Origin of the sequence: Flavobacterium sp. WC2409 (assembly GCF_041200085.1) — a bacterium.
Lineage (GTDB): Bacteria > Bacteroidota > Bacteroidia > Flavobacteriales > Flavobacteriaceae > Flavobacterium.
Window position 1 is genome coordinate 2,665,833 of the sequence record NZ_CP165625.1, and the last position, 23,771, is coordinate 2,689,603.

The following is a 23,771-nucleotide window of genomic DNA, read 5'->3' on the forward strand; positions in this document are numbered from 1 at the left end:
TCTATTTATTTTGTACAAACTACTTGTTTAGTAAATCTCAGGTCAATCTTTTTATATTTATATAAAGAACTATCTAAAACTGCTTTTTGAAAAAAGGCCTTGTAATCTTTGAATTTTTGTTCCACATTTACCAATCTTCCAAAATCAATTTGATAATTAAAATTTCTATTGAACATTTTTAAGCTCCCATTAGGCATAATTTGAATTGCAATGATGTTTTTTTTCAAAAAATCATCGTCATAAATTACATGAAATAATTGAGCTAAATCTTCGCTATTTTTTTTATTTATCTCCCCCGAAACAAGTAGAACTCTAGCTGTAAAATTATCTGATAATGGCATCCTACCCCCTTCATAGTCAACATAAAAAGAGTGGTCACCTTCGAAAACCCTTGCTATAGGAGTCTTTTGTTTTACTACTGCTTTTAGAACACCATCAATACTTACAAACACATCTGATTTCTCAATCATAGCATTTGAATCCAGTATCCTTTCCAGCTTATTCAAATCTAATTTATCTTTTTCAATGCTTGAAGCATTCTCTTTATTTTCTATTAACAATTTATTAACCGTTTCTCTTTTCACAAAAAGAGCGTTATCTCCTACAAAAACAACTACGGATTTCTTTAATTTTCTATGTTCATTTCGATTTGACGTAAATGAAAACAGGAAAATTACTAATCCTAACATAAGAAATAATCTAATATTTGTCCAGTTAAATATTCTCATTTAGCGCTTGTTTTATTGACACTACCATTTCCCCAATATCACCTGCTCCAATAGTAACAATTATTTGAGCATTACTTTCCAAAATAGTCTTTATTAATTCTTCTTTTTGAACTAATTTTTTATGCTGATTATCAATTTTAGACAACAACCAATCCGAAGTAATTCCCTCAATTGGCAATTCACGGGCCGGATAAATATCCATTAAAATAACTTCGTCAAAATTAGACAAACTTTTGGCAAAATCATCAGCAAAATCCCTTGTTCTACTAAATAAATGAGGCTGAAATACAGTCAAAACTTTTTTATCAGGATACAATTCTCTTACTGCCTGATGCACAGCATCAATCTCAGTAGGGTGATGCGCATAGTCATCAATGTAAACTAAGTTTTTTGTTTTAATTTGATACGAAAACCTTCTCTTAACTCCTTTAAATGATGCTAAGGCTACTGCAATGGCCTCGGTTGGGGTGCCGAATATTTCAGCCATTGCAATAGCCATTAAAGCATTCATCAAATTGTGTCTTCCTGGTAAACCAAAACGAAAATCTTTTAAAATCCCTTTTGGAGTATTTATATCAAAAACATAACTCCCATTTTCAATTCGCACATTAAAGACATTGTAAACAGCATCTTCATTTACCGCAACTGTCACCCCTTTTAAAGGCAAATCTTTAGTGATAAATAATTTATTTTTATCCTCAATTTTATTTGCAAATTCTACAAACGATTCTGCTATAGCATCACTTGTCCCATAAATATCTAAATGATCTGCATCCATAGATGTGATACAAGCAATATTAGGATGCAAATGCAAAAAAGAACGATCGAATTCATCCGCTTCAACTACCGTAACTGTTTTACCACTACCTATTAAATTCGAATTATAATTTTCTACAATTCCTCCAATAAAAGCTGTTACATCAACCCCACTTTCATATAAAATATGCCCTAAAATACTTGACGTTGTTGTTTTACCATGTGTACCTGCCACAGCAAAGCAAAAGGTGTCTTTTGTTATTATACCTAAAACTTCAGCTCTCTTTTTCACTTGATATTCTCTTTCCAAAAAATAATTCCATTCAGAATGTATTTTTGGCACAGCAGGAGTAATAATCACCAAAGTGTTTTCTATGTAATAATCTTTCGGAATTAAATCAATATTATCTTCAAAATGAATTTCAATTCCACTTTCAATCAATTCTCTCGTCAGCATGGTTGGCGTTTTATCATAACCCGAAACTTGCTTACCGATATTCTTAAAATACCGTGCCAAAGCACTCATTCCGATGCCACCAATTCCGATGAAATAGACGTTATGTATTTGATTTAAATTCATTGTTTTTAATATCTTAAAGTCCGTTGAACTTACTGTTTGTTATTTTTTAATTAATTTCACAATTTCATCAGCAATTTGCTTTGTTGCTTCTGGCATTGCTAGTTGTTTTATATTTTCGCTTAGCTGCTTTTGCTTTCCTTCATCTTTTAAAAGGGCCTCAAAAACAAGACTGAATTGAGAATCCAAATCTGATTCTTTTAAAAGCAATGCTCCTTTTTTGTCAACAATTGCTTTTGCATTTTTTGTCTGATGGTCTTCTGCCACATTCGGTGATGGAATAAACAGCACCGGTTTTCCAACAATACATAATTCTGATACGGATGAAGCACCAGCACGTGAAATAATAATATCTGCTGCTGCATAAACAAAATCCATTCTTTCGATAAAAGAAACAACCTGAACATTCTCCGTATTGTATTTTTTATAATCTTCGTAATATAATTTTCCGCATTGCCAGATAATCTGAACATTTTGAGAAACAATCTTATCTAATTCTTTTTCAATTAATTGATTCATTCTTCTAGCACCCAGACTTCCTCCAAGAACAAGCAACGTCTTTTTATTAGGATCTAAATTAAAATATTCAATTGCGTCCCCTCTCTTACTTTCGATATCAATCAAATCCTGACGAACTGGGTTACCCGTAAAAACCATTTTTTCTTTTGGAAAAAAACGCTCTAAATTTTCATAGGCAACACAAATAGCACTTGCTTTTTTGCTCAATAACTTATTTGTAATTCCAGGATAAGAATTTTGTTCTTGAATTACAGTAGGTATGCCCATTGTATTAGCTACATGTAATAATGGTCCACTAGCAAAACCGCCTGTACCAATAACTACATCTGGTTTAAAATCCTTAAGTATCATTCTGGATTTCCATAAACTATCAACTAATTTAAAGGGAAACATCGCGTTTTTTAAATTAATCTGACGTTGTAAACCAGCAATCCACAATCCTTTTATATTGTAACCCGCTTGAGGAACTTTTTGCATTTCCATTTTATCTTTGGCTCCTACAAAAAGGAATTCAGCATTAGGGAAATGCATTTTTAATTCATTAGCAATAGCAATTGCAGGATATATATGCCCTCCCGTTCCTCCACCACTTAATATGAATTTATATTGTTTCATTTAATTTAAAATTACTGTTATGAAATACTTCAATTAAATATTATTTATTCATCACCGCATCCATAGGATTTCCAGCTTTATCTTCAATAGAATAATCCGAATTAATTTCTTCTTCAGAAGCTAGCTCAGCATCAATTAATTTTTGAAGCGCTTCTTCTCTTTTAGCTGCTACTTTTAATTCTTCCTCTATTTCTTCGTCTTTTTTAGTCACACTTATAATAATACCGAGTGCAAAGCACGTCATCCAAATGGAACTTCCTCCGCTACTGATCAAGGGTAACGTTTGCCCTGTAACCGGCAGTAACTCTACAGCTACGGCCATATTTATCATGGCTTGAAATATCATTGGAAAACCGAGCCCTATGACGACTAATTTTCCAAATAAGGTATTTGCTTTATGCGAAGCAATGACAAAACGGAATAAAAGCAGAAGGTATAAGGTAAGAACACCAAGCCCTCCAATTAAACCGTATTCTTCGACTATGATAGCATAAATAAAATCAGAAGAAGATTGTGGTAAAAAATTCTTTTGAACACTTTTCCCCGGTCCTAATCCATAAATTTTACCTGAAGCAATAGCAATTTTGGCTTTCTCAATTTGGTAATCATCTTCGTCTGGTTTGTCGGTTGTAAAATTTTCAATTCGACTACTCCACGTACTTACCCTACTAAAAAATCTAGAATCAGGAAACGCTTTGGAAACAAGCACAAAAAAGGCAAGAAAAACAATACCTGAACCAATTATAAAACCAATATATTTTATTGGGTATTTACCAATAAAAACAAGCATAATTACCATTGAAAATATCAAGGCTGTTGTAGAAAAATTGGCAGGTAAAATAAACATTAAAGTTATAAATACGGGAATCCAAAGTTCTTTTAAAGATTCTTTAAAATCAATTGGTTCTTCTCGAGTTTTAGATAAATACCTAGCAACATAAATGAACAACACTAAGGATGCTAATGTTGATGTTTGAAATGTAATGCCCACAAACGGAATTTGAATCCATCGACTTGCATTAGCACCTGCAATTACCGTTCCTTTGATTAAGGTATAAGCCAATAATATCCAAACAACAGGTAATCCCACTTTAGAGATGGCTCTAAAATAATGATATGGCACTTTATGAACAAAATAAATAATAGTAAATCCAATACAAATATGAGCTAAATGTTTTACCAAATAACCCAATGTATTACCCGTCCCATGTCCTAAATAGGCTAAATTACTACTGGCACTAAAAACAGGCATAAACGAAAACAGCGCTAATAAAGCCACGAATGACCATATTACTTTATCTCCTTTTAAATTACCTATTAATTGCTTCATTTCAAAATTTGTTTAAAGTTTCACTTGTTTAAAGTTTAAAAATGTTCAACCTTACTCTTTATAATTTACCTTCTTTCTATAAGTTTTGTACCGCTTGTTTAAATTGTTTTCCTCTATCCTCATAGTTTTCAAACAAATCAAAACTTGCACATGCAGGCGATAACAATACAGTATCCCCTTTTTCGGTCAAACGTTGCGCCATTCTTACGGCATCATTCATATTGGTAACTTCAACCATAATATCAACTACATTACCAAATGCATCAATTATTTTTTTATTATCGACTCCTAAACAAATTATTGCTTTTACTTTTTCACGAACTAATGACATCAATTCATTATAATCATTCCCTTTATCGACACCACCTACAATCCACACTGTTGGTGTGTTCATACTGTCTAAAGCAAAGAAAGTAGCATTTACATTTGTCGCTTTTGAATCATTGATATATTGAACATTTTGAATTTTCAATACTTTCTCCAAACGGTGCTCTACTCCTTGGAAATTAGATAAACTTTCACGAATTGTTGCTTTTCTAATTTGCATCAATTTAGCCACAGAGGTTGCTGCCATTGCATTTTTCATATTATGTTTTCCTTCCAAAGCAATTGACTCCGTGTCCATTTTAAATTCCTCTTGATTAATTGATACTTCCATTATGTTGTTTTTGATAAATGCTCCTTCACTAAAAGTTTTTGTTAATGAAAAAGGGATTAGTTTTGCTTTTGTTTTATTTTTATTTAGCCATTCATTAATAGCCTCGTCATCTGCGTCATATATGAGGTAATCATCCTCTGTTTGATTCATTGTTATTCTAAATTTTGAATCAATATAATTTTCGTATTTGTAATCGTATCGATCTAAATGATCCGGACTAATATTGGTAATAATTGCTATATGAGGTTTGTAATCTTTAATGCCATCCAATTGAAAACTACTTAATTCTAACACATAGGAATCAAATGTGTCATCAGCTACTTGCCAGGCAAAACTCTTTCCAATATTACCCCCCAAACCGACATTCAATCCAGCCGATTTTAACAAATGATAGGCTAACATTGTTGTCGTAGTCTTCCCATTACTTCCAGTTATCCCAATAGTTATTGCTTTTGTAAAAGGAGCCGCAAATTCTATTTCTGATATCACAGGGATCCCTTTTTCGATTAGTTTTTTAACAATTGGAGCTTTTTCTGGAATACCAGGGCTTTTCATAACCACGTCAGCATTCAAAATCAAATCCTCAGTATGTTGTTCGTCTTCGAAATCAATACCATTACTTACAAGAACTTCTTTATAGTTTTCTTTTATCTTTCCAAAATCAGACACAAAAACATCATATCCTTTTTTCTTACCTAGGATTGCTGTTCCTACTCCGCTTTCTCCGCCGCCTAATACAACTAGTCTCATGTTATCTTAATTTTAAAGTAACAATTGAAAGTATCGCTAACATGATAGCTACAATCCAAAAACGAGTTACAATTTTACTTTCATGATAGCCCTTCTTTTGATAGTGATGATGTAAAGGAGCCATTAGAAATATTCTTCGTCCTTCACCAAAACGTTTCTTGGTATATTTAAAATAGGTCACTTGCAATACCACCGAAAAATTCTCAACTAAAAACACTCCGCAAAATAATGGAATCAACATTTCTTTTCGAACTGCAATCGCTAAGACGGCAATAATCCCACCGATCGTCAAACTTCCAGTATCTCCCATAAATACAGATGCTGGATACGAATTATACCATAGAAATCCAATTAGTGCCCCTGTAAAAGAGGCGATAAAAACCGTCATCTCGCCCGAATTAGGGATGTACATAATATTCAAGTAATTGGAGAAAATAATATTTCCTGAAACGAAAGTAAAAATACCTAATGCCAGTACGGATATTGCCGAAGTTCCGGCGGCGAGTCCATCTATACCGTCAGTTAAATTAGCCCCATTAGAAACTGCTGTTATAATAAAAATCACAATAGGAATAAAGATTACCCAAGCCCATTTTTCATATCCTTCTCCAGTCCAAGCTAATAATTCAGCATAATCAAATTCATTGTTTTTGAAAAATGGAATTGTAGTCGCTGTCGACTTTTCTTCCAAAGGAGCTTCATAAATAACATTCTCAGTGGTCATCTTAAAAACATCACTTTTACCCGTATCAGTACGTACTGTTACACTTGGATTAAAATATAGAACTGTCCCAACAATTAAACCTAACCCCACTTGTCCAAAAACTTTAAAAATCCCTTTTAGTCCTTGCTTGTCTTTTTTGAAAATTTTTATATAGTCATCTACAAAACCAATTGTTCCCATCCATAAAGTCGTAACAATCAACAAGACAATATAAATATTATGCAATTTTGCGAATAACATAACTGGTAACAATGTGGCAAATATGATGATTAACCCCCCCATTGTAGGAGTACCTGCTTTTTCGTTTTGCCCAGCCAAACCTAGTTCTCTAACTGTTTCACCTACTTGCTGATTGCGTAAAAAATTGATAATTCTTTTACCATAAACAGTAGATAATAATAGTGATAATAAGAAAGCCAATGCCGATCTAAAAGTGATGTATTGAAAAACACCAGTTCCAGACACATTCATCGTTTTATCTAAATATTCAAATAAGTAATACAGCATATTTTACTATTTATGAAGTTGTTCTAATATTTCTTTTACAATTTTCATATCATCAAAATCATGGCGAATTCCCATAATTTCTTGATATGTTTCGTGTCCTTTTCCTGCTATTAAAATAATATCATTGGGTTGAGCCAATTGACAAGCTGTTTTTATAGCTTGTTTTCTATCAGTAATTGTCAAGATCTTTTTATAGTTTTGAGGAGCAACACCCTGTTCCATTTCACTTATAATAACATCAGGATCTTCATTTCTAGGGTTATCGGATGTAAGAATTGCTTTGTCACTTAAATCAGAAGCAATCCCAGCCATGATAGGACGTTTGGTTTTATCTCTGTTGCCTCCACAACCCACAACTGTAATCAATTGTTCGTTTTTGGTTCGAATATCATTGATCGTTTTCAAAACATTTTCTAGCGCATCCGGAGTATGTGCATAGTCCACAATGGCAGTAATATTAGAATCTGAAACGATATATTGAAATCTTCCTGAAACACTTTCCAATTCAGATAACAATCTTAAAGTTTCTAAACTATCTAAACCTAATTCAATGGCAGTACCGTAAATCGCCAAAACATTGTAAGCGTTAAAAGTCCCTATTAATTTTACCCAAACTTCATTCCCATCAATTTTCAACAATAATCCTGACAATTGATTTTCAAGGATTTGAGCTTTATAATCAGCATAAGATTTCAAAGCATAAGTGCGTTTTTTGGCTACTGTATTTTGCATCATTACTGCACCATTTTTATCATCAATATTTGATAATGCAAATGCAGTTTTTGGAAGCTGGTCAAAAAAAGATTTTTTTACATCTCTATATTCTGCAAAAGTGGGATGGTAATCCAAATGATCGTGCGATAAATTGGTAAAAACCCCACCAGCAAAAAATAATGCTTCAGTTCTTTTTTGATGAATTCCATGAGAACTCACTTCCATAAAGCAATATTCAACATCAGCTGCTTTCATTTCAGCCAAATAATGATTTATAGTAATTGAATCGGGTGTAGTATGAGTTGCCTTATACTCCACATCATCAACCATTATTTTAACAGTTGACAGCAAGCCAACTTTAAACCCTGCTTTTTTAAATAATTGATACAACAACGAAGCAATAGTAGTTTTACCATTTGTACCAGTTATCCCTACCAATTTTAAACTTTCTGAAGGGTTTCCGAAAAAATTGGCAGCTATAAAAGCCAATGCTTTGTTCGTATCCAATACCTGAACATAAGTAATTCCTTTTACTAAATTTTCAGGAAATGTATCGCAAATAATAGCTTTAGCACCTAAATCAATTGCTTTTTGAATAAAATCATGACCGTCCGAAATAGCCCCACGAATAGCTATAAAAATATCATTTTGCTCTATTTTCCTAGAATCAAAATCTATTTTGTTAATAGCAATATCCGTTGAACCGTTTATAGACTCAATAGCTACTTTATATAATATGTCTTTTAGTATAATCACAATAATTCTAATGTTATAGTTGTGTTTTTTATTATATTCTGACCCGCTTGAAGCGATTGCGTTTTTACTTTCCCCATTCCTACCGCTTTTACCTTAATGCCTAGATTTTCTAATAAAGCAACTGCATCCATTCCCGGCATCCCTTTAACATCAGGAACCAGTTCTTGTTGTTTTTGTACTTTAGCAAAGTAATTGTTATAGCTATCTTCTTGTTTTGGGACTTTCTTATTTAATTTTTTAATTTCATTAGTCGAAGGCACATCTGTAAATATTTTTTGTGCAATTCGCTTAAAAACTGGTCCAGCAACATCGGCACCATAATAATTATTGTTCACTGTACTCGGCTTATGCACGACTACAATACACGAATATTTAGGATGATCTGCAGGGAAGTACCCTACAAATGAAGAGGCATAGTATTTTCCTGCTCCTCCATCTTTGGCATAATTAACGGCAGCAGTTCCCGTTTTTCCAGCCATTGAAAATTCTTTGGAAAACAATTTAGAAGCCGTTCCTTTTTTAACCACATTAGCCAAGACTGCTTTTACTTTCAATAGAGTTTCCTTAGAACATATCTTAGGATTAATTACTTCTTTTTCGACCTTTACAATCGTTTTATTCCATTCTTTAATTTCAGAAACAAATTGTGGTTTTACCATTTCACCATTATTTGCTACAGCATTATAAAAGGCCAGCGTTTGCATTGGCGTAACCGAAACACCATACCCAAAAGCCATCCAAGGAAGTGAAATATTAGACCAATTCTTGTCAGAAGGTTGCGGTATAAACGGCCTACCTTCTCCTTCAAAATCCATATTCAATTTTTTATTCAATCCATATGAATTCACATGATTTACAAATTTTGACGGATTGTCTTTATAATTATCATAAACCGCTTGAACCATTACCGTATTTGAAGACAATTCAAAGCCTCTAGCCAATGAAATTTTACCATATCCTCCTATATGAGAATCCCTTACTGATTTTCCAGAATATTTAACTACCCCACCATGTGTGTCATAAACAGTACTTGTATCCGCCACTTTATCTTCAAGAATAGCCATTAAATCAGCTAATTTGAACGTTGATCCCGGCTCATGTGATTCGGCTACAGCATAATTTGTAGTTTCATAATAAGTACCATCGTTAGCTCTTCCTAAATTAGCTATCGCTTTTACCTTACCAGTTTGAGTTTCCATCACGACAACACAACCATGATCTGCTTGGTAATCTTCTAATTGTTTCAATAAAGCATGATGTGCAATATCTTGAATATAAACGTCAATAGTCGAAATTACATCGTAACCATCCTGAGGATCTACTTCATTTATATCACGTATGGGTTTCCATTGCCCTTTCGCAATTTTTTGTTTTAAGATTTTACCGTCTTTACCGTTAAGATATTTTCTATATGCCCATTCAATTCCTTTACCATCAGAAGTTCCATTGGAATTTCGACGCTCATAGCCAATCGTTCTTTCGGCAATTTTACCTATCGGATGCTCCCTAACGGTCTTTTGCTCAACAATAATTCCTCCTTTGTAAGCTCCTAATTTGAATAAGGGAAATCCTTTTATTTTAATATAATCGGTATAACTTAAATCACGAGAAATCAAATAATATCTATTATTATTTGCTCTAGCTCTTCTTAATTCATTTTGATAAAAACTACTCGGTTTATCTAGAACTGTAGCTAAAGAATCTGATAATGCTTGAACATTTTTTTCGAATACTTCTGCTTTTGGTGCCAAAGCATCAAAACGTATTTCATAATTAGGAATCGAAGTAGCCAATAAACTCCCATCAGATGAATAAATATTTCCTTTATTAGAAGGAATTACAAAATTCTTAACCGTTCTTTCTTTGGCTAATTTTCTATAATAATCCCCTTCAACCCATTGAATATTTGTCAATTTCACGGCAATCGCAATCGCTATCAAAAAAATAGCAAATGCAACCAGATAGATTCGGTACGATATGTATTTATCTTCTACTGCCATAATTTTTTAAGAAAACTTTTCTCTTCTTCTTTTTTTACTTTTATCTTAATTGGAGGAACTGTTGATGGAAAAATTTCTTTCTCAATCATTTTTTCAGAAACTGTCGACTCCATTTTTAACTTCATTAACTGTGAACGTCTGTCCACAAATTCGGATCGCAATTCTTTGACCTCAGTTGTTAACTGAGCTATTTGAAAAACTTTTTGTTCAAAACGTTGTGTATTTGCAATCATAACTATAGCCAGTAATATTAAAAAAACTATAAAACGCCAATTTTTTACCGCGTCATCATCGATAAGAAACTTAGCTTTCAATATACCGTAAATGCCTTTTTTCATTACCTTAAATTATTTCTTTTCGGCTATCCTTAGTTTTGCACTTCTCGCTCTATTATTAACTTTAATTTCCTCATTTCCAGGAATAATTAATTTACCTATCGTTTTAAAAGGAACAGAAAAATTACCAAAAAAATCACGCTCAGGCTCTCCATCAAACATTCCGTTTTTCATGAATCGCTTCACTAATCTATCTTCTAAAGAATGATATGAAATAACACTCAACCTTCCACCTGGATTTAAAATTTCTAATGATTGCTCCAAAAATTCCTTTAAAACATCCATCTCTTGATTCACTTCAATTCGAATAGCTTGGTAGATTTGAGCTAAAATTTTATTCCTAACTCTTTCCGGTAAATATTTTGCCAAAACTTCTTTTAGCGCATCGGTTGTTTTTATTGGATGCACTTCTCTTGCTTCCACAATTGTTCTTGCCAAAACAGGCGCGTTTTTCAACTCACCATAATCTAAAAAAACTCTTTTCAAATCTGCTTCGTCATACTCATTCACCACTCTGTATGCATTCAAATCGTTTTTTTGACTCATCCTCATATCCAATTCCGCATCAAATCGAGTTGAAAACCCTCTCTCCGCAACATCAAATTGATGTGAAGAAACGCCTAAATCACCCAAAATTCCATCTACACTTTTCACTCCGTAAAAACGTAAAAACCGCTTAATAAATCTGAAATTTTCATTAATCAACACAAAACGATCATCATGCAAGGTATTCTCTAAAGCATCTTCATCTTGATCAAATGCAAAAAGCTTTCCTTCAGGCCCTAACCTACTCAAAATCTCCTTAGAATGCCCTCCTCCACCGAAGGTCACATCTACATATATACCGTCAGGCTTTATATTTAAACCATCTACAGATTCCTTTAGTAAAACCGGATTATGATATTCCATTGTCGTCGTCATTTATATTTCCCATTACATCTTCTGCCAAATCAGCAAAATCAACATCTTCTCCGCTTATTGATTTTTCATATAAATCTTTATCCCAGATTTCAACAATATTTACTGCTGATGAAAAAACAACATCTTTTGTAATATTTGCAAAAACAACCAAATCTTTAGGAACTAATAATCTTCCCAAAGAATCAATCTCAACAATTTTAACTCCCGCAGTGAACCTGCGTATAAAATCATTGTTCTTTTTAACAAATCGATTTAACTTATTAATTTTCAACATCATCAAATCCCATTCTTCCATGGGATACAGCTCAAGACACGGTTGAAAAACAGAACGCTTCAAAACAAAACCGTTTTGAAGAGATGGCGCCAATTGCTTTTTCAAAGGAGCTGGTAACAGCACCCTTCCTTTAGCATCGACCTTACATTCATATGTTCCAACAATTGTATTCAAACAAATAGCTTTTAAATGATATAGAGCAAAAATATGAAAAATATTACCACTATTTACCACTATATCCCACTTTGTTGATAAGTTTACCCGCTTTTAGAGAAAACACCTTAATTTTTGGACTGTCAGACTGTTAGCATCTTAATAATTTAAGTGTAAGAATATTCAGGCTATCGAAAAAGTGAGCAAATTATAATCAATAATTTAACGTTAAGACGATACTATTTATATTACAAAAAGTCTTGCGAAAATTGAAATCCAAAGGATTTAGAAGCAATCCATCTATTAAAAAATAAATGATTAATTATATACTCAAAAATCGCATTCAAAAATTCTTTTTAATTTATTAAATCATATATTTGTGAAAATTGAAAAATCGCATTCATAAACATGGAAAAAAACTATAAGAAAGAAGGCAGATACAGTTATTATGAAGCTGGAGAAGGAACGCCTATCGTAATTTTACACGGGCTAATGGGTGGACTAAGCAATTTTGATGCAGTTGCTGAACACTTTTCTGATAAAGGATATAAAATAGTTATTCCAGACTTACCATTATATACTCAAAATATTTTAAAAACTAATGTTAAAAATTTCGCTAAATACGTTAAAGACTTTATTACTTTCAAAGGTTTTGACAGAGTAATTCTTTTAGGAAACTCATTAGGGGGACATATCGCATTGTACCATACAAAAATGTATCCCGAAAAAGTAGCGGGACTTGTAATTACAGGAAGTTCTGGGCTTTACGAAAGTGCAATGGGAGACAGCTACCCAAAAAGAGGTGATTATGAATACATTAAGAAAAAAGCCGAAGATGTATTTTACGATCCTAAAGTAGCAACCCCTGAACTTATTGACGAAGTATATGCCTCCGTTAATGACCGAATAAAATTAATAAAAACGCTAACGATAGCTAAAAGTGCGATTAGACACAATATGGCAAAAGATTTACCTAAGATGCATGTACAAACGTGTATTATCTGGGGTAAGAATGACAAAGTAACCCCTCCTGATGTTGCAGAAGAGTTTAACAAATTGTTACCTAACTCAACTCTATATTGGATTGACAAATGTGGCCACGCAGCAATGATGGAACAACCGGAAGAGTTCAATCGTTTGCTAGAAGACTGGTTAACACATACCCATTTATCAGTTCATTAAATTTATAAAGGAGAATTTATACCTAAAAAAAATGAAAATTAATACAGCCGAATTTGTAATTAGCAATTCAGATGTCTCAAAATGTCCTAAGGACTTTTTACCTGAATATGCTTTTATTGGCCGATCAAACGTAGGAAAGTCATCATTAATAAATATGCTGACCAACCAAAAAAAACTAGCTAAGACTTCTGGGCGACCTGGAAAAACACAACTGATAAACCACTTTTTAATAAACAACAATTGGTTCTTAGTTGATTTACCAGGATATGGATATGCTAAAGTTTCTAAAAAAACAAAATCAGTTTTTCAGCAATTTATTACGGATTATTTTGAAACAAGAGAGCAATTAGTTTGCGCCTTTGTTTTAATTGACATCCGACATGAAGCTCAAGCCATAGATGTTGAATTTATGTCTTATATGGGTGAAAGTGAAATTCCTTTTTGTATTGTTTTTACAAAAGCAGACAAAATTAGCAAAGTAAAAATTGACTCTCATATCGCAGCGTATAAAAAGAATATGTTTGCCAATAACTGGGCAGAAATGCCTCATTATTTCGTAACATCAGCTACTGAAAATATTGGAAAAGAAGAACTACTTTCCTATATAGACGAAGTAAATCAAGAAGTTTTCAAAAACAATGGACAGTTTTAAATTACTGTTCATTATCCACTTCAAAAAGAAGATTTTTATACCAAAAAAAGTACAGCTAGCGCTGTACTTTTTTTTTACTTTATATTTTAAAAAGAAACTATTTTGATTCCAACAAATGAATATTCTTTTTTGTACTTTCATCAATATCATCTTTTATTTCAAGATTTAGGACTTTCCATTCTTTATATATTAAATACTGATATAAAATATAGAACAAGGAATTAAAAAACCAAAAATCCAATAAGAATGGCTTAGTGAAAATCACTGAATCACTATTTCCACTTAAAAAGATACTAGCACTACTAGCCAAATAAAGTATTAAGCCGTTACAAAAATAAAAATAATCGCTTTTATCCTTTTTAATATTAAACACTAAAAACAAAATTCCATAACTAATTAACAATAGTGATGTAATACCAATTTCAAGCATATTAAATTGCCAATAAATAGATGGATCTATTGAATATTGAATTCCTAAAAAAAGAAGAACTGCTATTAATAAAAATGCAACAATTTTTTTTAAAAATCCAATTGAGAATATATTATAAAAAAACAGACTCATTGCAACAAATTGAAAAACAAAATAATAATGAGACAAATAAAAATTTTCTCCTGGCCTTAAAAAACCTATTAGATTGCAACAAAATTCAATAATAAACAACAAAATTAAATAAACAGTAATTATACGATACAAAACATCCTTGTTTTTTCTTGCTAAGTAAAATCGTATCCCGTTAATAAGTAAAAAAAACAAACCTACTAAACTAACAATAAATGGAAATAACATATCATCAAGATTTAATTGCAGACTAATTTAAAAATCAAATTTCCAATTGCACAACATCCCATTATACAATGTACTACATAACAAATATAACTAACTCATAAAAAAAACTAGCGCTAAAAATAAAATTTTCTGTTTTTTGACATAAAAAAAGGATAGTTTAAAAAAACTACCCTTAAAATATTTCACTGTTTTATTGCCACTACTTTGTCAACTCTAATTTTTCTGCAAAATAATCACAAAAATCTTTCATTGTATCGGCCATTTTTTCATCACCTGTAGCACGATGAAAAGTATCTGACATAGCAACTAAGGTTTGATGAAAGAAAATTTTCATCTCATCGACTGGCATTTCTTTTGTCCATAAGTCAATACGCATACTTTCTTTAGTTTTACTGTCCCACACAGACAACATAATCGCTTTCGCTTCCTCTAATTCCACCCCACCATCTTTGGCAGACCAAAGTAATTTTTCTGGAACACGGTTTTCATCTAATTCTACTAGAAATTTAATTTCTGATCTATTTATATCTGACATTACTTCTTTGGTTTATATTTTGATTTTTCAAATATTTCTTTAGCATTTGCTTTTAATAATCCTTGCAAAGATACTTCATTGTTATTCATATATGAACGAACAATTTGCCATCCAATCCAAGAACCAACTCTTCCCGGAGACTCATTATCAATTTCCAAATAAAATTTAGAAAATGGTGCTAGGTTTATAAATCGAGGAATCAGTTTTTGATCATCACTATATAGCATTTCTTTTTCTATAAAATAACGCCATATATAACTTTCATTTTCCTCACACCATTTAATTTGCTCAGGCGTATATCCAATTTTATCCGCATCGCTATAATCAGGCAAAAACATATCTTTTAAATACAATTCTTTCCCAGCATAAACCATATCAGACAATAAACTCTTTTCTTGATTAGGTGCCATTTTATATTTAAAAAAACCAGAAACTACATCAGGCATAATTTGTTCTTGTTCAAAATTTTGCTTGATATAATTAGGAAACTGATAAAACTTATGTTCTTTACCTAAATACATCTCAAGAGAAATGACTACAAGACTATCCGCATAAATTGCTTTGTTATTGTAATCCATTTCAGATATAACGGTAATTATTTTTGGAGTTTTCGTTTTAGGAAAATAATACTTTATATGTTGAAAAAGCGAAGTTAATTCTAATTTTGTTGGTTCAAAATCAGCATATTTTTTTTGCACTTCACTATATAATTCACGCCACTGAGGGTTTTGCATTTTTTCCACCCAAACTTCGTCATCATTACCTAATGGAAAGAAAAAAGGAAACTCTTTTTTAAGTTTATTTAAATCTTTGGGTTGTGATTCAAAAAAAAGCTTGTCAAAACGAACTACTTTTAATTCAACAGGAACTTCAGCTACTGCTTTTTCAATTTTATTTTTTTGACCACAGGATAAAAAAAACAGAGATAGAACAAAAGGAATTATATATATTTTCATTTTTTTAATTAAATTTGCATACGAAAAATAAGGCAAAAGTACATACTGCCAAATGACTTTGCAAATATACATTCCTCCTACCTAAAAGTTAAACTATTATGACAAAAAAAAATACTATTCAAGTTGAAAAAGTCAATACTCATATTGTAAACTGGTTAAAAACATATGCCGAAAATTCAAAAGTAAACGGGTTTGTTATTGGAATTTCTGGTGGGGTGGACTCTGCTGTTACCTCCACTTTATGTGCCCAAACCGGATTACAGGTATTATGTGTCGAAATGCCAATTCATCAACACGAAAGCCATGTAAGTCGTGGACGAGAGCATATTAAACAACTAAAGGAAAGATTCCCAAATGTTTCTAATGTTGAAACAGATTTAACCTTGCTTTTTGAAACTTTCAAAAAAACGATGCCTACAAATGTCGAAGATTGTAAACTCCCTATCACACTAGCTAACACTAGAGCACGTTTACGAATGACAACTTTATATTATTTCGCAGGAATTCACGGTTTGTTAGTTGCTGGGACAGGGAATAAAGTAGAAGATTTTGGCGTTGGTTTTTATACTAAATATGGTGACGGAGGAGTTGATCTCAGTCCAATTGCAGATTTAATGAAATCAGACGTTTTTGCTTTGGCAGCATATTTAAAGGTACCCAATTCCATTTTAGAAGCCACACCATCAGACGGCCTATTTGGAGACGAAAAAACGGATGAAGAACAACTAGGTGCAAGTTATGACGAATTAGAATGGGCAATGCTTGTAGACGAACAAGATAAATCTCAAGAAAATTTTACCGAAAGAGAAAAAATAGTTTACGAAATTTACAAAAGGTTAAACAAAATCAATCAGCATAAAATGAATCCTATACCAGTTTGTTTACTTAATCGGGATTAATAGCATTTTATCAGAAATAAATAGTGATTATCTATTTTTTTAACTAACTTTAATGACATCGTTCAGTAAAAAACTCTTAAAAAAACAATATTATGATAAAAGTTTGTTTAGCAGATAACTATCCGGTAGTGCATTTTGGAGTAAAGTCTTACTTCAAAGACCATAGTGAAATTTCAATTACCGCAAATGTGGGAAGTTTTTTAATGATTAGAGATATTCTACTCACTAAGGATATTGATGTTTTAATTTTAGACTTAGAATTGGAAGGCCTTTCAAGTATTTTTGAAGTAAAATCAATTTTGAAAAATTTTCCAAAAACAAAAATTATAATCTTCAGTGGACTATCTGAACAAATATATGCGCCAAATGCAATTAAGGCGGGTGTATCTGGATTTGTTCATAAAAAAGAAAAATTAGAAACACTTGGTCTATCCATTATAAAAGTCTACCAAGGTAAGATTATAATGAATGAGACCGTTAAGAAAAACCTTGCTTTAATTGCCAAACAAAGTAAAAGTGAACGACTGTATAGAAAACTATCCAATCGCGAAGTAGAAGTGCTGCGTTATTTAAGTGGCGGGAAAAAGAACCATGAAATTGCAGAAATCCTAAATCTTAACGAAAAAACAATCAGTACCTATAAATTACGATTGTTAACCAAATTAAACGTAACCAATCTAGTAGATTTAGTTGATAAAGCAAAAAAGCTAGAAATCGTTTAATTAAATCTTGACATAACTCGTCCTAATTTTTTTGAAAAAGCATGAGTTAAGCCATTATAATCTTGAATCATTGTCATTGGTTCTGTATTATCTGCATCAGCTGATATTGAACCTTTTAATTCCTCAATAATCCTGCCTACTAGATACCAACGCAATGTCAAAATAGTTTCAGAAACATTTTGAGCAATGGTGTCATTTTTTGATTTGGGAAAAATATTTTGCCCCTCCCAATTGTGCATAACAAGCCTTTCCTCTTCCATCAAGATGTCTGTAACTTCTTGTGCAAATTCTGGCTGCAAATGCATTAAATATTGTTCTAAACTAAAAGAATCATTTTGGAGGTAATAATTTGTCAAGTCATTAAATATTTCTCTAAATAAAGGATTTGCTAATTGCACCTCATCTTCTTGTAGACTCAAATAAATTCTTTGAAAAACTTTAAATTCTCTTTTTTCAACAACCATGACAATCTCTCCTTCTTCATTAGTTTTCATGAATGTATCCTCAAACTCTTCTGTCTTATTGCCATACAAAAGTAATATTTCGATTATTTTTCGCTCCAAACGATAGAGAATATCGACTTTTTCAGCTTCAACTGGATTCTCATTTTTTATTACTTCAAAGGATTTTTTTCCTTGCTCCTGTTTTTGTTTTTTCCCAACCTCAACAACATCTTTTTGAACTAATTGAGCCAAAGTACTCACTAATACTTGTTCAGAAATATCCATTATTCTAGAACATTCCTGAATGTAAATTTCTCTTTGAATTCGATCTGGGATTTTCGAAATACTCAATACCATATCTCGAATCAAATCGGCTTTCTTAATTGGGTCGTTCTTGGCTTCATTCATTAACATTGAAGCCTTGAATTGTATAAAATCCTTGGCGTTAGTCTCTAAATAAGCTACTAAATCATCATAAGAAGTTTTTTTGGCAAAACTATCTGGATCTTCTCCATCAGGAAAAGCACATACTTTTACATTCATCCCTTCTTCAAGAATCAAATCAATTCCACGAATAGCAGCACGAAGTCCAGCTGCATCACCATCAAAAAGTACTGTTATATTTTTTGTCAATCGATTCACCAACCGAATTTGATCTGGGGTCAATGCCGTTCCAGATGACGAAACAACATTTTCAATTCCCGCTTGATTGAACTGAATCACATCAGTATATCCTTCTACTAAATAACAGTTGTTCAATTTAGCTATGGATTGTTTGGCTTGAAAAATACCATACAAAACTTTACTCTTATGGTAAATGTCGCTTTCAGGCGAATTTAAGTATTTTGCCGCTTTTTTATCATTGGTCAAAATACGTCCTCCAAAACCTAAAATCCGACCAGACATGCTTTCTATAGGGAACATTACTCTCCCTTTGAAGCGATCAAAAGGCCTGTCTTCTCTAGCAATAGTTAAACCTGTACTTTCTAAAAATTCTAATTTATACCCTTTACCTAATGCTTCTTTAGTAAATGCATCCCAACTTTCAGGAGAATATCCTAAACTGAATTTCTTAATAGTTTCATTTGTAAACCCTCTTTCTTTAAAATACGAATAGCCAATAGCTTTACCTTCCTCAGAGTTTAAAAGGGTCTTATGAAAATAGTCTTTGGCAAATTCAGAAACTAGATACATGCTCTCTCGAACATCAGTAATGGCTTTTTCCTCATCTGTTTGCTCCGTTTCTTCAATTTCAATATTGTATTTATTAGCCAAGTATCGAATGGCTTCAGGATAGGTAAAATGGGAATGTTCCATCAAGAATGCCACTGAATTCCCCCCTTTTCCCGAACTAAAATCCTTCCATATACCTTTGGCAGGCGACACCATAAAGGAAGGGGAACGCTCGTCAGAAAACGGGCTCAAACCTTTAAAATTACTACCGGCGCGCTTTAAATTAACAAAATCACCAATAACCTCCTCTACTCGAGCAGTTTCGAAAACAGTATCTATAGTCGCTTTTGAAATCAATTTAATTTGGGGTCAAAGTTATAAAAGGTCAAAGTTACAAAGTTTTTAAATAGTAAAACCCTTTCGAGATTCAATATCTGAAAGGGTTTATTAACTAACTCAAAACTATTCTAATTGAAATCAAAACGTAATCCTAGAGAAACATTATTTTGTTTTAGTACGTTTTCTTTAAATATGGGATTTAAATCATATTTAAGATACAAACTAGTTGCCTTGTACCCTACATATGTACTCAAACCGTAAATAAAATCATTGGTGTTAAAACCTCCTTTTAATTTATCAGTGACATCGTGATTATCGACTTGGTATTTTAAAATTTGTTTTGTTTTTAATCTTGTTCCTATATATCCTCCTAAACCAATTCTCCAAGATTGATGTGTTCTAAAATACGTTTGATCCTCTTTTGTCTTTTTTTCTGAAAAATCAAATTCGAAATGTAAAGGCAATACTAAATAAACATTTTTGAAACGAGCTTCCTCTATTTTTATACTATTACCCGCTGGGTCATTAGAATTTGCCTGCAAAACAGTTTGTTTACCGTTAACTTCAAAAAAACGATTATCAGTAGGTCGTAAATTGTTATACATCACTGAAAATCCATATTTTAAGTGCAACAGATTATTTTCTTTAAAAAGTCTTGTATTAGAGGTAAAACCCCATTCGTAAAAGTGAGATGCTAGATATCTAAAATCAGAATCTTTAACTTCACCTTCAGTTGCAACATTATTTAATCCCAATGCAAAAACAAATTGAGAAGTAGTTCTTTTTTCATTTCTATTATTATTCTCATACCCTTTATCTCCTTTTTCCCATTTCAATATTAATTTATACGGCTTTTTTAATGTATCTGATTCTGATATTTGGCCGTCTACTTTTTCTTGAACCAAATTTTTCAAAGCTTCTTGTTCTAGTGCTACTCTATTTTCGATATTAGTTGCCCTTACTTCTGCCAGCTTTCTCTTTCTTAGCTCTGCTGCTTCTTTCGTAATGTTTCCATTAATTAATTCATCATTGACCAAATCTACTTCTAATTTCAAAGCTGATTTCTCTTCATTGGTAATCATTTCGATCGTATTGGCAATTGATTTCGCCCTTTTTTCGAATGAATCTTGTGCCATCATTTTACTTGCTAAAAGGCATGTCAGAAGTACTAAGTAAATTGTAAAATTTCTCATGATAATTTGATTTTAATAATGATTGATGATTTGTTTATTCTAAATTTCTATTCGCCAACGCTACTTTTACAGTTTGGTAATTTTTGTTAATTTTTACAATTACTTTTTCTCTAAAAGAAGGCTCTAGTTCGTTATCTACTTGTGAAAGTAAGTTATTCGAATTAACAGAAACTGATTGTTTTTGCCCTATTTGGTTCTCTTTAACCATTTTTGACTCAATAGATCCTAAAAGAGTATTGATTGCATTATTACTCGCTTTCTCAGCAACTAAAGGAACAGGGACATTATTTTGATTGTTTTCTGATTTGTTTTGATTGATGACTGAAACCTCCTTGTTTTTATTCACTAATTGCGTTGGCTTTCTGTTTAGATTATTATTCTCGGCCACCACTTCTTTCCTCCTAATCAAACTTTTAGTACTTATAGAAGTTGTAGTATCTTTAATATTTACTTTTTGTTCTTCAATAGTATTCCGATCTAATTTTTGTTCCAATACAACTGGAGTAGTAGTACTTATTATTTTAGCTCCAAAACCATTAAAAAAAATAGTCCCAACAATTAGGAAACCTATAAAACTAGCTGCAATATACATCCAAGTAAAAGACCTTTTCGGTTTCTCAGTAGCAGTCAACATCGCATCCAATCGATCCCATGCTTGAGCAGAAGGCTGAATTTTTCTTGCCTCCAATTTCTCCTTTATTATGCTATCCAATTTATTCGGTTCCATAATCGTATTTTTTTGTTGCGTTAATTTGCTTCTGCAAAATTTTTCTTCCATGTGACAATTGTGACTTAGATGTTCCTTCATTGATCCCAAGCATAATGGCTATTTCCTTATGTTTAAAACCTTCAATAGCATATAAATTGAAAACCATTTTATAGCCATCAGGTAAATTATCTATCATACACTGAATGTCATCTGTTGAAAATTCGCATTCTTCAGCTTCGTCACTTTCCTCTACATGAACTACATCTTCAATAAAACTTACTTTCTTATGCACTCGCAAAAAAGAGATACATTCATTAACCATGATTCGCCTAATCCAACCTTCAAAACTCCCGTTGTGTTGAAAATTTTTAAGACCAGTAAATACTTTCATGAAGGAAGTAATCATCACATCTTCGGCTTGTTGTACGTCTTTTACATAAAGCCTGCAAATACTTAACATTTTTGGTGAAAACCGAGAATAGATTTGTTGCTGTGCCTGACGATTATTCTCGACAGCTAGCTGGATTAATTCTTTTTCCTCCTGATGTAAATTGATTACTTTCAAAGTCTTTATAAAGGGTTTCTATTAGTATAGACGATTGATAATGCAAAAAGGTTGCATCACAATTAAAAAAAAAACAGTTTACGTGAATAAAAAACTAAATTTCAGCTAGTTACACATTAAATAAATTATTTTTTTCTTTCAATAACGTAATTAACCATTAAGATTAAAGCATCTTTAAAGGCCGAGTTGGGATAATTATCCAATAGTAAAAGGGCTTCTTGTTGAAATTCGACCATTTTGTTTTCGGCATATCCCAAACCATTATTGTCTTTTACAAAAGCAATTATTTCTTTTACTCTTTTTTTGTCTTTGTTGTGGTTTTTTATAGAATTGATAACCCATGTTTTTTCTTTTGAAGTACAGGTATTCAAAACATGAATTAAAGGAAGAGTCATTTTTTGTTCCTTAATATCAATCCCCGTTGGTTTCCCAATCGCATCATCAGTATAATCAAATAAATCATCTTTGATTTGGAAAGCCATTCCAATCAGTTCGCCAAATTTACGCATATTCTCTACTTGGATTTCATCCTCAATTACTGATTTTGCGCCAAGAGCACAACAAGCTGCTATAAGTGTAGCAGTCTTTTTACGGATAATTTCGTAATAAATATCTTCGGTAATATCGAGTCTTCGGGCTTTTTCTATTTGAAGTAATTCCCCTTCACTCATTTCGCGAACAGCGACAGAAATAATTTTAAGCAAATCAAAATCACCATTATCAATAGAAAGCAGCAATCCTTTTGAGAGCAAATAATCTCCCACAAGTACAGCGATTTTATTTTTCCACAATGCATTAATGGAGAAAAAACCCCTGCGACGATTACTATCATCCACCACATCATCATGCACTAATGTTGCAGTATGAATCAATTCAATCACACAAGCCCCGCGGTAGGTTCTTTCGTTTATTGTTCCTCCAGAAACCATCTTAGCAGTTAGGAAAACGAACATCGGTCGCATTTGTTTCCCTTTTCTATTTACGATATAATAAGTGATTCTATTGAGTAATGCCACTTGTGAAGTCATCGATTCATAGAACTTTTTTTCAAAAAGTTCCATTTCTTTAAAGATGGGCTGTTTTATTTGAGAAGTGACATTCATTTAGCATTCAAAGTTACATCTTTTGATAAATATATTCAGCCTTAAATTCAATTTAAGTCATTCATTTAAAAAAAACCTTCTCCTTAACATTGCTAACCCATTCTTAATTTCATTTGTCTTTTTGTTAAAGTTGTCTTAATCTGATGTAGAAATCCTACCTATAAGTTTGCACAACAAAAACAAAACAACAAACAAA

At 32.1% G+C, this 23,771-nt stretch carries 23 protein-coding genes; 4 read left to right on the forward strand and 19 right to left on the reverse strand.

All coding sequences use genetic code 11. From position 1 onward, the window contains the following. Positions 1-5 precede the first annotated feature (5 nt). The 11 genes from AB3G34_RS11470 to AB3G34_RS11520 all read right to left on the reverse strand — a co-directional run bounded on the left by AB3G34_RS11470 (position 6) and on the right by AB3G34_RS11520 (position 12,338). The gene (locus tag AB3G34_RS11470) at positions 6-728 is read right to left on the reverse strand and encodes a cell division protein FtsQ/DivIB (RefSeq protein WP_369752512.1); all 723 of its coding nucleotides are present in this window, start codon (positions 726-728) and stop codon (positions 6-8) included. Further along, positions 715-2,064 (reverse strand): UDP-N-acetylmuramate--L-alanine ligase, encoded by a 1,350-nt coding sequence (murC, locus tag AB3G34_RS11475; protein WP_369752513.1) that lies wholly within the window; start codon positions 2,062-2,064, stop codon positions 715-717. Before murC ends, AB3G34_RS11470 begins: the two co-directional genes overlap by 14 nt. 39 nt (positions 2,065-2,103) lie before the next feature. Continuing rightward, complete coding sequence (murG, locus tag AB3G34_RS11480; RefSeq protein ID WP_369752514.1) at positions 2,104-3,195, reverse strand: undecaprenyldiphospho-muramoylpentapeptide beta-N-acetylglucosaminyltransferase; 1,092 nt, start codon at positions 3,193-3,195, stop codon at positions 2,104-2,106. A 40-nt stretch (positions 3,196-3,235) separates the two neighbouring features. Further along, positions 3,236-4,525 (reverse strand): FtsW/RodA/SpoVE family cell cycle protein, encoded by a 1,290-nt coding sequence (locus AB3G34_RS11485; protein WP_367771940.1) that lies wholly within the window; start codon positions 4,523-4,525, stop codon positions 3,236-3,238. A 76-nt stretch (positions 4,526-4,601) separates the two neighbouring features. Beyond that, positions 4,602-5,933 (reverse strand): UDP-N-acetylmuramoyl-L-alanine--D-glutamate ligase, encoded by a 1,332-nt coding sequence (gene murD / locus AB3G34_RS11490; RefSeq protein WP_367771942.1) that lies wholly within the window; start codon positions 5,931-5,933, stop codon positions 4,602-4,604. A gap of 1 nt (position 5,934) precedes the next feature. Further along, positions 5,935-7,164 carry a phospho-N-acetylmuramoyl-pentapeptide-transferase gene (gene mraY / locus AB3G34_RS11495; protein WP_367755060.1) on the reverse strand — a complete coding sequence of 410 codons (1,230 nt, stop codon included), beginning with the start codon at positions 7,162-7,164 and terminating at the stop codon, positions 5,935-5,937. 6 nt (positions 7,165-7,170) lie between these two features. Beyond that, on the reverse strand, positions 7,171-8,634 hold the full coding sequence (locus tag AB3G34_RS11500; protein ID WP_369752515.1) for a UDP-N-acetylmuramoyl-L-alanyl-D-glutamate--2,6-diaminopimelate ligase: 1,464 nt from the start codon (positions 8,632-8,634) through the stop codon (positions 7,171-7,173). Further along, the gene (locus tag AB3G34_RS11505) at positions 8,631-10,634 is read right to left on the reverse strand and encodes a penicillin-binding protein (RefSeq protein ID WP_369752516.1); all 2,004 of its coding nucleotides are present in this window, start codon (positions 10,632-10,634) and stop codon (positions 8,631-8,633) included. Before AB3G34_RS11505 ends, AB3G34_RS11500 begins: the two co-directional genes overlap by 4 nt. Further along, positions 10,625-10,972, reverse strand: a complete 348-nt coding sequence (locus tag AB3G34_RS11510; RefSeq protein WP_367771948.1) for an FtsL-like putative cell division protein — start codon at positions 10,970-10,972, stop codon at positions 10,625-10,627. Before AB3G34_RS11510 ends, AB3G34_RS11505 begins: the two co-directional genes overlap by 10 nt. A gap of 9 nt (positions 10,973-10,981) precedes the next feature. Beyond that, on the reverse strand, positions 10,982-11,890 hold the full coding sequence (gene rsmH, locus AB3G34_RS11515; RefSeq protein WP_369752517.1) for a 16S rRNA (cytosine(1402)-N(4))-methyltransferase RsmH: 909 nt from the start codon (positions 11,888-11,890) through the stop codon (positions 10,982-10,984). Further along, a complete protein-coding gene (locus AB3G34_RS11520; protein ID WP_369752518.1) occupies positions 11,865-12,338 on the reverse strand; it encodes a division/cell wall cluster transcriptional repressor MraZ in 474 nt (157 codons plus the stop codon). The genes rsmH and AB3G34_RS11520 overlap by 26 nt, the downstream gene beginning before the upstream one ends. Before the next feature lie 387 nt (positions 12,339-12,725). On the opposite strand from AB3G34_RS11520, the gene AB3G34_RS11525 reads away from it, so the two are divergent. Together AB3G34_RS11525 and yihA are read left to right on the forward strand one after the other, a co-directional pair. Then, entirely contained in the window at positions 12,726-13,499 is a 774-nt protein-coding gene (locus AB3G34_RS11525) for an alpha/beta fold hydrolase (RefSeq protein WP_367755072.1), read from the forward strand. 31 nt (positions 13,500-13,530) lie between these two features. Further along, positions 13,531-14,151, forward strand: a complete 621-nt coding sequence (yihA, locus tag AB3G34_RS11530; RefSeq protein WP_367755074.1) for a ribosome biogenesis GTP-binding protein YihA/YsxC — start codon at positions 13,531-13,533, stop codon at positions 14,149-14,151. Between the two features lie 97 nt (positions 14,152-14,248). Here the strand turns inward: yihA and AB3G34_RS11535 are convergent, their stop codons facing one another. From AB3G34_RS11535 to gldB, 3 genes are all read right to left on the reverse strand, one after another. After that, a complete protein-coding gene (locus tag AB3G34_RS11535; protein ID WP_369752519.1) occupies positions 14,249-14,938 on the reverse strand; it encodes a hypothetical protein in 690 nt (229 codons plus the stop codon). Between the two features lie 199 nt (positions 14,939-15,137). Next, positions 15,138-15,473: a gliding motility protein GldC gene (gene gldC, locus AB3G34_RS11540; RefSeq protein WP_367755078.1), complete on the reverse strand. Its 336-nt coding sequence runs from the start codon at positions 15,471-15,473 to the stop codon at positions 15,138-15,140. Beyond that, entirely contained in the window at positions 15,473-16,429 is a 957-nt protein-coding gene (gldB, locus tag AB3G34_RS11545; RefSeq protein ID WP_369752520.1) for a gliding motility lipoprotein GldB, read from the reverse strand. The genes gldC and gldB overlap by 1 nt, the downstream gene beginning before the upstream one ends. A gap of 98 nt (positions 16,430-16,527) precedes the next feature. Here gldB and nadE point away from each other — a divergent pair, with 98 nt between their 5' ends. Together nadE and AB3G34_RS11555 are read left to right on the forward strand one after the other, a co-directional pair. Then, a complete protein-coding gene (nadE, locus tag AB3G34_RS11550; protein ID WP_367771956.1) occupies positions 16,528-17,328 on the forward strand; it encodes an NAD(+) synthase in 801 nt (266 codons plus the stop codon). A 92-nt stretch (positions 17,329-17,420) separates the two neighbouring features. Then, entirely contained in the window at positions 17,421-18,050 is a 630-nt protein-coding gene (locus AB3G34_RS11555) for a LuxR C-terminal-related transcriptional regulator (protein WP_367755084.1), read from the forward strand. Here AB3G34_RS11555 and dnaG read toward each other — a convergent pair. The 5 genes from dnaG to AB3G34_RS11580 all read right to left on the reverse strand — a co-directional run bounded on the left by dnaG (position 18,047) and on the right by AB3G34_RS11580 (position 23,575). Then, positions 18,047-20,023, reverse strand: coding sequence for a DNA primase (dnaG, locus tag AB3G34_RS11560; RefSeq protein WP_369752521.1), 1,977 nt, complete (start codon positions 20,021-20,023; stop codon positions 18,047-18,049). The genes AB3G34_RS11555 and dnaG overlap by 4 nt on opposite strands. A gap of 110 nt (positions 20,024-20,133) precedes the next feature. Then, entirely contained in the window at positions 20,134-21,198 is a 1,065-nt protein-coding gene (locus AB3G34_RS11565; protein ID WP_369752522.1) for a hypothetical protein, read from the reverse strand. A 34-nt stretch (positions 21,199-21,232) separates the two neighbouring features. After that, complete coding sequence (locus tag AB3G34_RS11570) at positions 21,233-21,925, reverse strand: hypothetical protein (RefSeq protein ID WP_369752523.1); 693 nt, start codon at positions 21,923-21,925, stop codon at positions 21,233-21,235. After that, positions 21,912-22,472: an RNA polymerase sigma factor gene (locus tag AB3G34_RS11575; protein WP_369752524.1), complete on the reverse strand. Its 561-nt coding sequence runs from the start codon at positions 22,470-22,472 to the stop codon at positions 21,912-21,914. The genes AB3G34_RS11570 and AB3G34_RS11575 overlap by 14 nt, the downstream gene beginning before the upstream one ends. 125 nt (positions 22,473-22,597) lie before the next feature. After that, complete coding sequence (locus AB3G34_RS11580) at positions 22,598-23,575, reverse strand: polyprenyl synthetase family protein (RefSeq protein WP_369752525.1); 978 nt, start codon at positions 23,573-23,575, stop codon at positions 22,598-22,600. Between the last annotated feature and the right edge of the window lie 196 nt (positions 23,576-23,771).

Bases quoted from the DNA above. Each gene is read 5' to 3' on its own strand.
- AB3G34_RS11470 (WP_369752512.1), bottom strand. From the start codon at position 728: ATGAGAATATTTAACTGGACAAATATTAGATTATTTCTTATGTTAGGA.
- murC (WP_369752513.1), bottom strand. From the start codon at position 2,064: ATGAATTTAAATCAAATACATAACGTCTATTTCATCGGAATTGGTGGC.
- murG (WP_369752514.1), bottom strand. From the start codon at position 3,195: ATGAAACAATATAAATTCATATTAAGTGGTGGAGGAACGGGAGGGCAT.
- AB3G34_RS11485 (WP_367771940.1), bottom strand. From the start codon at position 4,525: ATGAAGCAATTAATAGGTAATTTAAAAGGAGATAAAGTAATATGGTCA.
- murD (WP_367771942.1), bottom strand. From the start codon at position 5,933: ATGAGACTAGTTGTATTAGGCGGCGGAGAAAGCGGAGTAGGAACAGCA.
- mraY (WP_367755060.1), bottom strand. From the start codon at position 7,164: ATGCTGTATTACTTATTTGAATATTTAGATAAAACGATGAATGTGTCT.
- AB3G34_RS11505 (WP_369752516.1), bottom strand. From the start codon at position 10,634: ATGGCAGTAGAAGATAAATACATATCGTACCGAATCTATCTGGTTGCA.
- AB3G34_RS11510 (WP_367771948.1), bottom strand. From the start codon at position 10,972: ATGAAAAAAGGCATTTACGGTATATTGAAAGCTAAGTTTCTTATCGAT.
- rsmH (WP_369752517.1), bottom strand. From the start codon at position 11,890: ATGACGACGACAATGGAATATCATAATCCGGTTTTACTAAAGGAATCT.
- AB3G34_RS11525 (WP_367755072.1), top strand. From the start codon at position 12,726: ATGGAAAAAAACTATAAGAAAGAAGGCAGATACAGTTATTATGAAGCT.
- yihA (WP_367755074.1), top strand. From the start codon at position 13,531: ATGAAAATTAATACAGCCGAATTTGTAATTAGCAATTCAGATGTCTCA.
- AB3G34_RS11535 (WP_369752519.1), bottom strand. From the start codon at position 14,938: ATGTTATTTCCATTTATTGTTAGTTTAGTAGGTTTGTTTTTTTTACTT.
- gldC (WP_367755078.1), bottom strand. From the start codon at position 15,473: ATGTCAGATATAAATAGATCAGAAATTAAATTTCTAGTAGAATTAGAT.
- gldB (WP_369752520.1), bottom strand. From the start codon at position 16,429: ATGAAAATATATATAATTCCTTTTGTTCTATCTCTGTTTTTTTTATCC.
- nadE (WP_367771956.1), top strand. From the start codon at position 16,528: ATGACAAAAAAAAATACTATTCAAGTTGAAAAAGTCAATACTCATATT.
- AB3G34_RS11555 (WP_367755084.1), top strand. From the start codon at position 17,421: ATGATAAAAGTTTGTTTAGCAGATAACTATCCGGTAGTGCATTTTGGA.
- AB3G34_RS11565 (WP_369752522.1), bottom strand. From the start codon at position 21,198: ATGAGAAATTTTACAATTTACTTAGTACTTCTGACATGCCTTTTAGCA.
- AB3G34_RS11570 (WP_369752523.1), bottom strand. From the start codon at position 21,925: ATGGAACCGAATAAATTGGATAGCATAATAAAGGAGAAATTGGAGGCA.
- AB3G34_RS11580 (WP_369752525.1), bottom strand. From the start codon at position 23,575: ATGAATGTCACTTCTCAAATAAAACAGCCCATCTTTAAAGAAATGGAA.